11 protein-coding genes and 1 pseudogene are annotated in these 12,998 nt (G+C 33.0%); 9 read left to right on the forward strand and 3 right to left on the reverse strand.

Annotation, left to right across the window (positions count from 1 at the left end):
* Positions 1-367 precede the first annotated feature (367 nt).
* The 3 genes from ACYVEC_RS06185 to hlyIIR all read left to right on the forward strand — a co-directional run bounded on the left by ACYVEC_RS06185 (position 368) and on the right by hlyIIR (position 4,212).
* Positions 368-1,600 (forward strand): N-acetylmuramoyl-L-alanine amidase, encoded by a 1,233-nt coding sequence (locus ACYVEC_RS06185; RefSeq protein WP_063221211.1) that lies wholly within the window; start codon positions 368-370, stop codon positions 1,598-1,600.
* 303 nt (positions 1,601-1,903) lie between these two features.
* A complete protein-coding gene (gene hlyII / locus ACYVEC_RS06190) occupies positions 1,904-3,142 on the forward strand; it encodes a hemolysin II HlyII (RefSeq protein ID WP_063221210.1) in 1,239 nt (412 codons plus the stop codon).
* Positions 3,143-3,606: 464 nt separating this feature from the next.
* A complete protein-coding gene (hlyIIR, locus tag ACYVEC_RS06195) occupies positions 3,607-4,212 on the forward strand; it encodes a hemolysin II regulator HlyIIR (RefSeq protein ID WP_063221209.1) in 606 nt (201 codons plus the stop codon).
* A gap of 466 nt (positions 4,213-4,678) precedes the next feature.
* On the opposite strand, the gene ACYVEC_RS06200 is transcribed toward hlyIIR, so the two are convergent.
* Positions 4,679-5,185, reverse strand: a complete 507-nt coding sequence (locus tag ACYVEC_RS06200) for a GNAT family N-acetyltransferase (protein WP_063221208.1) — start codon at positions 5,183-5,185, stop codon at positions 4,679-4,681.
* Positions 5,186-5,440: 255 nt separating this feature from the next.
* On the opposite strand from ACYVEC_RS06200, the gene ACYVEC_RS06205 reads away from it, so the two are divergent.
* From ACYVEC_RS06205 to ACYVEC_RS06230, 6 genes and pseudogenes are all read left to right on the forward strand, one after another.
* Positions 5,441-5,839, forward strand: a complete 399-nt coding sequence (locus ACYVEC_RS06205) for a DUF2871 family protein (RefSeq protein ID WP_061183446.1) — start codon at positions 5,441-5,443, stop codon at positions 5,837-5,839.
* Between the two features lie 170 nt (positions 5,840-6,009).
* Complete coding sequence (locus tag ACYVEC_RS06210) at positions 6,010-7,401, forward strand: FAD-binding oxidoreductase (protein ID WP_063221207.1); 1,392 nt, start codon at positions 6,010-6,012, stop codon at positions 7,399-7,401.
* 4 nt (positions 7,402-7,405) lie between these two features.
* Positions 7,406-8,381 (forward strand): annotated as a pseudogene (locus tag ACYVEC_RS06215) (bile acid:sodium symporter family protein).
* Positions 8,382-8,393: 12 nt separating this feature from the next.
* Positions 8,394-8,741 (forward strand): DUF4260 domain-containing protein, encoded by a 348-nt coding sequence (locus ACYVEC_RS06220; protein WP_001172040.1) that lies wholly within the window; start codon positions 8,394-8,396, stop codon positions 8,739-8,741.
* A 138-nt stretch (positions 8,742-8,879) separates the two neighbouring features.
* Positions 8,880-9,974, forward strand: coding sequence for a response regulator aspartate phosphatase (locus ACYVEC_RS06225; protein WP_063221206.1), 1,095 nt, complete (start codon positions 8,880-8,882; stop codon positions 9,972-9,974).
* Positions 9,974-10,174, forward strand: a complete 201-nt coding sequence (locus ACYVEC_RS06230; protein ID WP_046954629.1) for a hypothetical protein — start codon at positions 9,974-9,976, stop codon at positions 10,172-10,174. The genes ACYVEC_RS06225 and ACYVEC_RS06230 overlap by 1 nt, the downstream gene beginning before the upstream one ends.
* A 159-nt stretch (positions 10,175-10,333) precedes the next feature.
* Here the strand turns inward: ACYVEC_RS06230 and ACYVEC_RS06235 are convergent, their stop codons facing one another.
* Entirely contained in the window at positions 10,334-11,800 is a 1,467-nt protein-coding gene (locus ACYVEC_RS06235; RefSeq protein WP_460505926.1) for a protein adenylyltransferase SelO, read from the reverse strand.
* A gap of 190 nt (positions 11,801-11,990) precedes the next feature.
* Positions 11,991-12,989, reverse strand: a complete 999-nt coding sequence (locus tag ACYVEC_RS06240; RefSeq protein ID WP_460505928.1) for an NADP-dependent oxidoreductase — start codon at positions 12,987-12,989, stop codon at positions 11,991-11,993.
* Positions 12,990-12,998: the final 9 nt, after the last annotated feature.

Here is a 12,998-nt window from a genome sequence, read left to right on the forward strand (position 1 = left end):
TAGAAGGAATGTGCTTTAAAACAATCTTTGCTTAAAATAAAAGATAATTATTTACATTGTTTAATAATTACTTTATATATTATTAAGTTGGTTACCTTACAAAACTGTAAGGTTATTTCAATTGACACTCGTTCATATAAGTAACTATACTAGTTACACAATGTTGGTGAATATATTGAATAGTTTCAATCTATAAGTGTATGTCTGAAGATTCTTTTCGGAATAATAGTTCAATTTTAAATTATTCATTTGTAATATAGTGTTAGTGCCAACTTAATCTATTCTTTAGTCTAAGGAGTATTATTTAAAGATTAACTATAAATGATATATTTACTAACTTGTAATAAATTTTTAGAGGTGCTAAATTTTGAAGAACAAATTAATTGCTACAGGAATTCTTGCTGGAAGTCTACTATCTTATTCTTCTAGTATTTTTGCAGATACTCACAAATTCCCAGATGTTCCTGCATGGGCTGACAAATCCGTTACTTATTTAGTTGATAAACAAGTGTTGAGTGGTTATCCAAATGGAACTTTTGGTTCAAGTGATACACTAGATAGAGCTTCTGCAGCAACCATTATGACAAAGGCTCTTGGTATACACATTGATTTAAATGCAAAACCATCTTTTAAAGATTCACAAAACCACTGGGGAACTCCTTATATTGCCGCAGCTGAAAAGGCAGGAATAATTAAAGGTGAAGGAAATGGAATATTTAATCCTTCTGGAAAAGTTACTCGTGCTGCTATGGCTACTATGCTAGTGAATGCATATAAACTACAAAATAAAAGCACTAACAATGGACAAAGTAAATTTGAAGATTTAAAGGGACATTGGGGTGAAAAGTTCGCAAATACTTTAATTGATTTAAAAATCTCAGTTGGTACAGATAATGGTTGGCAACCAAATAGATTCATAACACGCGCTGAAGCTGCACAACTAACCGCAAAAACAGATATGCTTCAATATAGTCAAAGTAATCCTTTAGAAAATAAAGCAATAATTATTGATCCAGGACATGGCGGCGAAGATCCAGGAAAAAACACAAAGGGATTACCTGAAAGTAAGATTGTACTAGATACTTCTTTACGTCTACAACAATTGCTTGAAAAACATACTCCATTTACAGTTTTACTAACTCGTGAATCTGATACTAGACCTGGACATGATCAAAAAAGCTCTTTACAGGAACGTGTTAAGTTTGCTAAGCAAAATCAGGGTGATATCTTTATAAGCATTCATGCAAATGCTTTTAACGGTAATGCAAAAGGGACAGAAACATACTACTATAAATCTTCTAAATCTGAAAAAACAAATCCTCATGTGGAAGAAAGTCGTGTTTTAGCTGAAAAAATTCAAACACGATTAGTAGACGCACTTCAAACACGTGATAGAGGTGTTAAACATGGAGATCTTCATGTTATAAGAGAAAATGACATGCCAGCTGTGTTAACGGAACTTGCTTTTATAGATAATGGTATCGATTATAGTAAGTTATCTACAGAAAACGGAAGGCAGATTGCAGCAGAAGCCATTTATGAGGGGATTTTAGATTATTATGAATGGAAAGGGAATAATGTATCTGAATATAGATTGTAATAAGTAAATGAAAATATAGTAATTCTTGAAATGAAGAATTCTATAATTTTTTTACATTTTTTTAAACAACAATTTTAAATTAACATTTAAAATTGTTGTTTAAATCGCTATTTTGTGTTTTAATAATGTTGATAATAGTTATCAGTAAAAAGAGATGAAAATTAGCAAAACAAGTGTTGATAGTTAGTGTCGTAAAGATTAATAAATTTCTACATTGTAACGTTATGAATCTATCTTTAGTATTGAAAACTAAAAATAATACGTTTATATCTTTTAAATGTTTAAGAAGGAGTGGCTGTCTGTATGAAAAAAGCAAATGGAATAGCTAAAAGTGTTGCGGTAGCGTCCGTTATTATGTCTGGATCACTTGGTTTACAAGCAACATCTGTATTTGCGGATTCTAAAGGAACTGTAGAAAATCTTCAAAATGGTGGAAAAGTCTATAATAGTTTTAAAACTACTTATGACATGAAGCAGAATATCAAAAATTCAATAAAGGTTTCTTTTATTGAGGATCCTTACGCAGATAAAAAGATTGCAATTGTTACCACTGATGGTAGTAATATAGATGCTAAATATACAATTAATGGCGGATACTATAACGCAGGTTTAAAATGGCCATCGGCTTATCATACTGAAGCAGAAATAACAAGTGGTGATAGCGCTCAATTCCATAAAGCTGCCCCAGTTAATACAATGACTTCAGCAAAGGTTACTTCCGAGGTTGGGTATACACTTGGTGGAAGTGTTAAAGTTGGGGTAAATGATAAAGGACCCAATGCCGATGCGAGTATTACGGGTAGCTTTGCTTGGAAAGAAAGTGTATCTTACGATCAAGTAGACTATAAAACGGTATTAGAGACTCACACAGATAAAAAATTAAATTGGAAAGTAGGATTCCAATCATTTAATTACCCGGAGTGGGGAATTTATAATCGTGATTCATTTAATACTTTCTACGGTAATCAACTATTTATGAAATCACGTAGTTATAATGAAGGAACGAATAATTTTGTTTCAAAGGATACAGTACCAGCTTTAACAGGATATGGTTTTTCTCCTAATGTAGTAGCGGTTATTACTGCTGATAAAACAGAATCTACATCAGATTTAAAAATAACAAATCGTAGAATTTCAGATCAGTATAATATTGAATGGGTAAGTTCAAAATGGTGGGGAACAAATAATAAAGATACATATAATGAGTTCTTTACAAACAACTATAAATTGGACTGGAAAAACCATCAAGTTACCCTTGATAACCAAAAAGCCCTTGAAGAACAAATGATTGGTATCAACAACGTGAATAACAAACTTAACAAAGGAAAAGGGAAATTATCTTTTTCAATAAATGGAAACCAACTCAAAGCGACATCTATCAATGCTGGCTATGGTATCAGTTACGAAGATAAAAATTGGGGTATCTTTGTAAATGGTGAAAAGGTCTATACGTTTAATGAAAAAACAACTGTAGGAAATATCTCAAATGACATTAACAAATTAAACATCAAAGGACCTTATATTGAGATTAAACAAATCTAATCAGTAAATGAGGTACAATTGATGGATAATTATTTCATCAAGATATGAGTATAAAGGTGTATTTTAAATCTGCATAACGTAATGAAAGGACCAGAGTTTATCTGTAAAAACAGATAAACTCTGGTCCTTATTATTTTTCGTTCGTTCTTATACTCAATCAGAAAAGAGCGTGAAGTATTTGAAAGCTATTCATGCTACACAGCGGGATATTGTTTTAAGTATGGTGTTTATTTTTATTTCATTTTTAAATGAATTCTTTGTATGATGACCTAGGATAGGAGAGAGTCAGGGGATGTTTCTTTTTGAGGCGTACGTTGTGTGGCGAATAGTTTAAAGTAATCAAGACTTCATCGGTTGTTAAGTTACTACTTTAAATATATAATTAAATTTCATTAAAAAGATACTCTATTCAAAGTCCTTATTGGATTTTTGAAGTGAAATATATATTATTTGAGGTGTGTAAAATGGGGAAATCTCGAGAGCAGACGATGGAAAATATTTTGAAGGCTGCTAAGAAAAAATTTGGAGAGCGTGGCTACGAAGGTGCGAGTATACAAGAAATCGCAAAAGAAGCGAAAGTGAATGTCGCTATGGCTTCATACTATTTTAATGGGAAAGAAAACCTGTATTATGAGGTGTTTAAGAAATATGGCCTTGCTAATGAGTTACCTAATTTTCTTGAGAAGAATCAATTTAATCCTATCAATGCTCTTAAAGAATATTTAACAGTCTTTACTACACATATAAAAGAAAATCCTGAAATTGGAGTATTGGCATATGAAGAGATTATTAAGGAAAGTGCAAGATTAGAAAAAATCAAACCCTATTTCATCGGTAATTTTGAACAGTTAAAAGCAATATTACAGGAGGGTGAAAAACAAGGAGTTTTTCATTTTTTCTCCATAAATCATACGATACATTGGATCACTTCTATTGTTTTATTTCCAAAGTTTAAAAAGTTCATTGATTCTTTAGGACCAAATGAAACGAATGATACAAATCAGGAATGGATGCCAGAAGACTTAGTGAACAGGATTATTTCTGCTTTAACAGATAAGCCTAACATGTAAATTATTCATTGTTTATGAATTTTAATTTTCTTATTAAAAAGCCTAATTTCTCAATATATTGTAGAGAGATTAGGCTTTTTTGGACACTTCATTCTTAAATTATTTTAGTATTTATTGTTTATTACATTTGAAATGACTTTTAATATGTATAAGCACGTGATAAGTAAATTAAATAAACAAAGGCCCTGTAAAAAATACAGGGCCGGATACAGGGTTAAGGGAACGCATAGTTTCTTAGTAACATATTAGCATAAAATTTTCATGTAACTACATAAGAGTTTTGACAAATTTAAGAACAAGATAGAGGGTTTTTAAGAATAAATACAGTACTGAAAATTAGGGTTGTGATTTAAATGTTAGCGTTGTTATATCGTTAAAAACAGATGAGTATTTTAATCATGATAACGTTTAGGAATGTATATTGAAGAAATATTTTTTGATTAGGTTAAAAGAGAACTCTGTCAATTTAATGTACGTTATATCCAAATAACTTTAGATCTTCTCCTGAGTCCGAAAGAATCTCTTCGAACTGCAATCCTACTTTTTCTAAAAGCTTTCCTGAATAGATGTTATCGATAGTTGTAATTGCTACAATTCGTTTCAGTCCTAGTTTTTGTACTCCGTATTCGATTACAGCAGAAGCGGATTCAAAGCCATATCCCTTTGAACGGAATTTCTCTAAAAAGGCAAAGCCGATATCAACATCTTCTAATGAATCCCTTTTAATAAGACCACACATACCAAGTGGAGTGAGATCTTCTTTTCGTTCAACTAGGTAAAGACCAAAGCCCATTTTATTATACATATCAACGGGTCCGTTTAAGATGTATTTTTTTGCATCTTCTAAGTTTTTAATTCTTTTATCACCGATATACTGAATCCATGCAGGATCGTTTACTAATTCAAGAATAAATGGAGCGTCTTTTATATCAAACCAGCGAAGAACGAGTCGTTCAGTTTCAAGAACTATCAATCCAATGCACCACCTTTAACATTTATAATAATTAGTATGGATTGCGTAATACGAAATCGCAACATATTTTAAAAGAGTCCTGCTTGTTCACATAAAGTTCGTTTGTTTTGTATAAAAGGATATTTTATAATTAGATTTGATTGTAAAGAGTGAGATGCTTATACAATGACTCCTAGGTGACTAGGAGTTTTTACTATATAACTATCATTATTACTAAATATGACACACTACACATTCTACTCAAGGAGGTACATAATGAAGAAATTATATAATGCATCGTTTACGTATTTGATTATCGGTTTATTATCAGGGATTTTCGCTAGGGAATATGGAAAGTATAAGGGGATTGTAGGATCTACGTTGTTAAATCTTTTGCATACACATACACTTGTACTTGGCTTTTTCTTCTTTTTAATTGCTTTAGGATTAGCAAAAGTATTCGCGTTTCATGAAGCGAAAAGTTTTAATAAGTGGTTTGTTGTACATAATATCGCATTAATTTTAATGTTAGGTTCATTGGCAGCAAGAGGGCTTCTTCAGTTAAATGGAGCGGACTTTAAAGGGTTAACCTATATTGTTGGGTTTTCTCATTCGTTGATGGCAGTTACTTTAATTTGGTTTATGTTGTTAATAAAGAAGTCGTTTAAAATGTAGTTTTATAGAAAAGAACTTGAAACAATTGTTGCAAGTTCTTTTTTTTATTCGAAAGTAAGAAATGAATTTCGTATATGTAAAACTTGAATTATTTAATTTTTCGGATTATTATGTATAAAACACTTAACATATTTTGTAATTCTAATTTATAGAGAGTAGGAGAGTGTACGATGGAAATAACAGTAGAGCGTTTAGTAAATGAATTAAAGGGTGTACTTCCCGAAGATCGAGTAGTAATCAATACGACAGTAAGAGAGTTACATAGTAAAGATGAATCTTATCATGCTAGTAGTTTACCTGATGTAGTAGTTTTTCCGAAAACGACAGAAGAAGTTAGTGCCATAATGAAAATAGCGAGTGGGCACGGAACAGCTGTCGTTCCGTTTGGGGTAGGTTCTAGTTTAGAAGGGCATGTAATTCCTTATGAAAAAGGGATTACGGTTGATTTTTCATTAATGAACAAAATTCTTGAAATAAGAGAGAAAGATTTTCTTGTGAGAGTACAGCCGGGAGTGACTCGTTCTCAGCTTAATAAAGAATTGAAGAAATATGGTTTGTTTTTTAGTGTAGATCCAGGGGCAGATGCAACGTTAGGTGGAATGGCTGCTACAAATGCGAGTGGAACGACAGCCGTGAAGTATGGTGTTATGCGTGATCAAGTTCGTGATTTAGAAGTTGTTCTTGCTGATGGAGAAGTAATACATACTGGAAATTTAGCAGCGAAGTCATCATCAGGTTATCATTTAAATGGTGTTTTCGTAGGATCAGAAGGTACGCTTGGATGCTTTACAGAGTTAACATTAAAAGTATACGGCATACCAGAGCATGTTATGGCTGCAAGAGCGTCGTTTCCAACTATAAATGATGCAGTAGAAGCTGTTATTAACATACTACAAGCGGGTATTCCAATTGCGAGAATTGAACTTGTAGATGAATTATCTATGAAACAAGTAAACCATTATAATGAAACAAGTTACAGAGAAGAGCCTACACTGTTTTTAGAGTTTCACGGTAATGAAGCTGGGCTAAAGCAAGATATTGAATTTACGAAGGAAATTGTTTTTGATCATAAATGTAAAGAAGTTGCTTTTGAAACGGAAACTGCGGCGAGAAATAAATTATGGGATGCACGGCATAATCTAGCATATTCTTACGTTCATAGCTATCCTGGTAAAAAGCTTATGAGTACAGATGTATGTGTACCAATTTCAGAATTAGCTGGTGCAATCCAACATGCGAAAGAGACATTAGAAAAGAATGGTCTTGTTGGTGGCATTCTTGGTCATGTAGGAGACGGAAATTTCCATGTGCTCTTAATGGTTAATCCAAACGATAAAGAAGAAGTGAAAAAGGCGGACGAAATAAATGAAAGTATCGTTTTATATGCTCTTAAACGAGGGGGAACGTGTACAGGAGAACATGGCGTCGGAATCGGAAAAAGGAAGTATCAAGAAGAAGAACACGGGGCAGCATTAATCGTAATGGAAAAAATAAAGAAAGCTCTTGATCCGCAAAATATTTTGAATCCGAATAAAGTGTTTCAATTAAAGGATAGGAGCTGATTGGGTGAAAGTACTAGAAGCGATAAGTAATATAGCTGGAAAGTATTTTGCATTTTGCATTTTGGGTTATTTGTATTGCAGCTATTGCATATTTTATTCCTGCTCCATTTCTCGGATTAACTAGTTACATAACGATTTTACTTGGGGTTGTCATGTTTGGGATGGGATTAACATTAAAGGCTGTTGATTTCAAAATCATTGCTACAAAACCATTGCCAGTTATTATCGGTGTATGTGCTCAGTTTATTATTATGCCACTTGTCGCATACGTACTAGCCTATGTTATGAATCTGCCAGCCGAATTAGCAGCTGGACTAGTGTTACTCGGTTCAGTACCGGGTGGCACTGCATCAAATGTTATGGTTTATTTAGCAAAAGGGAACTTAGCGTTGTCTATTGCAATGACGTCATTATCAACGTTATTAGCACCCATTGCTACACCTCTTATTTTATTATTACTTGCAGGACAATGGATGCCAGTGAATGCTATGTCTATGTTTCTTTCTATCGTACAAGTCATTATCCTACCTATTATTTTAGGATTAGTGGTGAAGAAGTTTTTCCCTAAAACTGTTACGAAAGGAATGACTGTTATTCCTTTAATATCAGTATTAGCAATTATCATTATTGTTTCAGCGGTAGTTTCAGCAAATGTAAGCAGTATTACTTCTTCAGGCCTTCTTATCTTTATTGCGGTTATGCTCCATAATGCGTTCGGTTTTTTACTCGGATATATAACAGCGTTCGTACTTGGACTAGATGAAGGGACAAGAAGAGCTATTTCAATAGAAGTAGGAATGCAAAATTCAGGTTTAGGTGTTGCACTGGCAACCGCACATTTTGGACCAGCTGCTGCACTTCCAAGTGTATTAGCAGCAGTATGGCATAACATTGCAGGACCAATATTAGCAACCATTTGGTCAAAAAATGCAAAGAATACTTTTAATGATAAAAATGTATCGGTAAATATAGAAAAATAGGAATGATAAAGAATGCAAAAACGTATTGTACATTTTGAAGGCTTAGTTGTATTCTTAGCCGCGATTTATATGTATTCATTATATGAATTTAGTTGGATTATATTTTGGATATTCCTATTAGCACCGGATTTATCAATGTTAGCTTATGGGATAAATAATCATATTGGTGCTAAAATCTATAATATATTTCACACATATATTATATCCATTTTAATAGCTATAGTAGGTGTTTATTTTAAGATGGATACCGTTATTATGATAGGTCTAATATGGACGGCACATATCGGAATGGATCGAATGTTTGGATATGGATTGAAATATGAGACGGATTTTAAGGATACTCATATTCAGAGGTTATAAAAGATGGGTGTAATGTGAACAAATAATTAATTGAGGAATTGAATTTCAAACAATTGTTGAGAAATATATATAAATATGGATATAGATAATTGAATTGTGTTATTTTTAGAATACTTAAATAGATGAGGAGGGGTTTCAATGAATATACAAATCACGGGTAATAAATTAATTACTAAGATGCTGAATGATTGGTACCAAAACATCAGAGCACAACGAGTAAGTGAAGCCAATAAATTAAAGGAAGAGATTGATAAAAAGCTACATATTATCGAAGGAGATATAAATGTTTTATTTCACTATTATCTATTAGATTTTCGATATAAAGTGCTAATTGATGGTATAGGCATTTCAAAAAATTCTTTTGATAAACTAGATTCGCTGCCTAAACCGAATGATGAATTTTTAGAATATTATTATTATTTTTTCAAATCTATACATTCTACAATTCTCTCAAATTATAGTGAAGCGAGTAACTATTTTGATAAAGCGGAAAGATTACTAAAGAATATTCCAGATGAAGTTGAACAAGCAGAGTTTAACTACAGAGTTTCTACATTAAAATATCAAATGTATCAAGCGTATTCAGCTATTGAATATGCTTCGAAAGCAAGGGATATCTTTGCAAAACATACAGGGCATGAAATGAATGTAGCACTATGTGAAAATGTTTTGGGGTTATCTTTTTCAAAATTAAAACAGCATGAAAGAGCAGAGGAGTATATTGTTTCAGCGTTAAATACTTTGCAAAAAAATGATGCTGAAACACTAGTTTTAAGAATAAGACATAATTTAGGATTATTGTATGCAAGTCAAAACCTTTCGGTCTTGGCTATTAGACACTTATCAGAGGTTTCTAAAAAAATGCCGAATCATTATAAAGCTATTTTTATAGAGGCAGGAGAATATTATAAAATAGGAGAAATAGAAAAGGCAAAAGAATTAATTGAAATTGGATTGGAAGTTTGCAAAGAATTAAAAAATGATGAATATAAGTATCATTTTTTAATTCTAAATGAATTTTGTCAATGTTTGAAAGCAGAAAACGTAGAAAAAATTATGCTTGAAAGTTTTTCTTACTTTGAAAGAGAAAATTTAAACGAATATATCTGCGAATATGCTGAAAAGCTGGCGATAGAATTTCATAAAGAAGGCAATATAGAACAGGCTGAAAAGTATTTTTATAAGGCTTATGAAACGAGAAAAAGAATATTTGACAAAGGAGCGTTGAAATAATGAGAAAAATTGGATTAACTATTATGGGGTTAACGGCTGCTGGTGTTGTATTTTTGAGTATTGGTGGCATTTTAGCTGAACCAAAACAAGCGACACATGAAAATTTTTCGGTATTAAATTTTGATACTAAACAATATGCTGCTCATGGAGATACGCCTGCACCTGCAAAACCAGATTTTTTAGTAGTAGAACGTGGATAAATATAGAATGAAGTATTTTTGATTTGAAGTCGGCATTTTTAGTTGATTTTAAAAATGGACATTAAATAAGTTAACTTAAAAGGTGTTTTCAATATTGAAAACACCTTTTAAGTTTGTTGTTAACAGTTAATATAACTAGAAACATTCTTTAAATTGCAATCAAGTCCCACAAAAAGTACGATAAGGACGATTCGTAGGCGCAGGCGGAACACAGTATTCTTCTTGATCTGTAGAATAAGCATAAGGATTTGCTAGAGCTTCAAGAAGTTTCTCCATTACGCTATAGTCGCCATTTGTGACAGCAGCTTCTAGTGCTTCTTCTACGCGATGGTTTCTTGGGATGATTGATGGGTTATTATTTTTCATCATTTCGTAGGCATTTTCTTTCGATTCTTCTTGTTTTTCTAATCGAGATTGCCACAGTTTGTACCATTCTTTAAATTCAGGGCTATCGAATAGAGGCGTATTTTCTAACGTATCAAGAGTTAATGAACAGAATGTATTTGTGTAATCTGCTTTATATTTCTCCATCATTTTTAAAAGTTGCTCAATAAGTGAGTGATCTTGTTCTTCGTTGCTAAATAGTCCTAATTTCTTTTTCATTCCAAGGAACCACTGTTTTTCATACTGTACGCTAAATTTTGAAATTTCATCATGAGCAATCTTTAATGCTTCTTCTTCATCTTCGTGTAGGATTGGTATTAAAGATTCAGCTAGTCGCGCGAGGTCCCATGCGGCCATATATGGCTGATTTCCATATGCGTAGCGACCTTGTGTATCAATAGAGCTAAATACGGTTCGTTGGTCGTAATTATCCATAAATGCACAAGGGCCGTAATCAATCGTTTCTCCACTAATTGTTATATTGTCAGTGTTCATTACACCGTGGATAAATCCAACAAGTTGCCATTTAGCGATGAGGCTTGCTTGTTTTTTGATGACTTCTTGTAGCAATGCAGTATATCGGTTTTCATGATCTTCAATTTCTGGGTAATGTCTTTTTATTGTATAGTCAGCTAGCGATTGAAGATCCTCGATTGAGCCGCGAGCTGCAGCATATTGAAATGTGCCGACGCGTATATGGCTACTTGCTACTCTAGTCAAAATAGCTCCAGGTAATTTTGTTTCACGATAGGTTGGTTCACCAGTTGTGACAACTGCTAAACTGCGGGTAGTTGGAATATCAAGTGCATACATTGCTTCGCTAATAATATATTCACGTAGCATCGGACCGAGTGCAGCACGACCATCACCGCGGCGTGAATACGGAGTAGGGCCAGAACCTTTTAGCTGAATGTCAAAACGTTTACCTGAAGGAGTAATTTGTTCACCAATTAAAAGAGCACGACCGTCGCCTAACATATTAAAATGTCCGAATTGATGACCAGCATATGCTTGAGCTAATGGATGAGCTCCTTCTGGGAGTGCATTACCGGCGAAAATAGCAATTTCGGCTTCTTTCTTCAATTCTTCAGGATTAAAGCCAAGAGATATCGCAAGTGAATGGTTTAGCTTAACTAACTCCGGTGAACTTACGGGAGTAGGGGGGATTTCTGTATAAAATGAATGTGGTAAAGTCGCATAACTATTGTCTAAATTCCAACCTGCTTCATTATTTGTAGTCATTTTATCTCCTCCTTTTTTGTGTGTTAAATATGTATTTGTACGTATGTATTCTTTGTTAAGTTAACGAAAAGTATAATATGATATTTCCCCTTGCAATCTATTGTAAGGACTTCAGTGCATTGTGTCTATTTTACAGCAAACACAAAACCTCCATTTTTCAAAAAGATTGATTAAAATGGAGGGTGTATTATCATTTTATTTTTACAATTATTTTTCCCTTTGCTCTTCCAGCCTCTGAATATTCCATTGCTTTTTGAGCATCTTCAAAAGGGAAAACGCGATCGATTACCGGTTTGATTTTTCCGGCTTCAATATAGTTTGCAATGATGCGTAGTTGATCCCCGCTTGGTTTCATAAATAAAAATGAATATTGAGCATTATGCTTTTTTTCAAGTGCAGTAATTTTTTTACTTGCTAATGAAAATAAGAATGTTTTAAAAAATCCAGAACCAAATTTTTTACCGAAACGAGCATTTGGCATTCCTGAAACGGAAACAATGTTGCCGCCGCTTTTTATAATATCGAATGATTTTTCAAGTGTTGTACCACCAATGGTATCAAATACTGCATCATAATCTTTTAGTATTTCTTCAAATTTTTCTGTTTTGTAATTAATAATTTGATCTGCGCCAAGAGACTTTACTAAATCGGAACCAGCTTCACTAGCAGTTGTTGTAACGGTAGCGCCCATTATTTTTGCTAACTGAATTGCGAAAGTACCAACACCACCAGACCCAGCGTGAATTAAAATCTTTTGTCCTTTTTGTAAGTGCATGATATCATGTAATGCTTGATATGATGTTAATCCAACAAGTGGAATCGAAGCAGCTTCTTCAAAACTTAAATTTTTCGGTTTTAAAGCTATGTCATCTTCATGAATGGCTATATATTCCGCGAAAGTACCGATTTTATTTTTTCTTGGACGTGCATATATTTCATCGCCTACTTTAAAACGATTCACTTTTGATCCAACCTTTACGATAACACCGGAAAAGTCATTGCCAAGGATTAGGGGCATTTCATATTTAAGTAACATTTTTACTTTTCCATCACGTATTTTAAAATCAATCGGGTTAATACTAGCTGCATGAATTTCTGCAAGCACTTCATGCTCATTTATTTCAGGAGTAGGTACCTCTGCCATATGCATTGGAACTTTCTCGTACTTATCAATTATCAGCGCTTTCATTTCTTATAC

The organism is Bacillus sp. MN7755 (genome assembly GCF_054771475.1).

Excerpts from the sequence above, each read along its gene's own strand:
- hlyII (WP_063221210.1), top strand. The coding sequence starts at position 1,904 with ATGAAAAAAGCAAATGGAATAGCTAAAAGTGTTGCGGTAGCGTCCGTT.
- ACYVEC_RS06225 (WP_063221206.1), top strand. The coding sequence starts at position 8,880 with ATGAATATACAAATCACGGGTAATAAATTAATTACTAAGATGCTGAAT.
- ACYVEC_RS06205 (WP_061183446.1), top strand. The coding sequence starts at position 5,441 with ATGAAGAAATTATATAATGCATCGTTTACGTATTTGATTATCGGTTTA.
- hlyIIR (WP_063221209.1), top strand. The coding sequence starts at position 3,607 with ATGGGGAAATCTCGAGAGCAGACGATGGAAAATATTTTGAAGGCTGCT.
- ACYVEC_RS06240 (WP_460505928.1), bottom strand. The coding sequence starts at position 12,989 with ATGAAAGCGCTGATAATTGATAAGTACGAGAAAGTTCCAATGCATATG.
- ACYVEC_RS06230 (WP_046954629.1), top strand. The coding sequence starts at position 9,974 with ATGAGAAAAATTGGATTAACTATTATGGGGTTAACGGCTGCTGGTGTT.
- ACYVEC_RS06210 (WP_063221207.1), top strand. The coding sequence starts at position 6,010 with ATGGAAATAACAGTAGAGCGTTTAGTAAATGAATTAAAGGGTGTACTT.
- ACYVEC_RS06220 (WP_001172040.1), top strand. The coding sequence starts at position 8,394 with ATGCAAAAACGTATTGTACATTTTGAAGGCTTAGTTGTATTCTTAGCC.
- ACYVEC_RS06235 (WP_460505926.1), bottom strand. The coding sequence starts at position 11,800 with ATGACTACAAATAATGAAGCAGGTTGGAATTTAGACAATAGTTATGCG.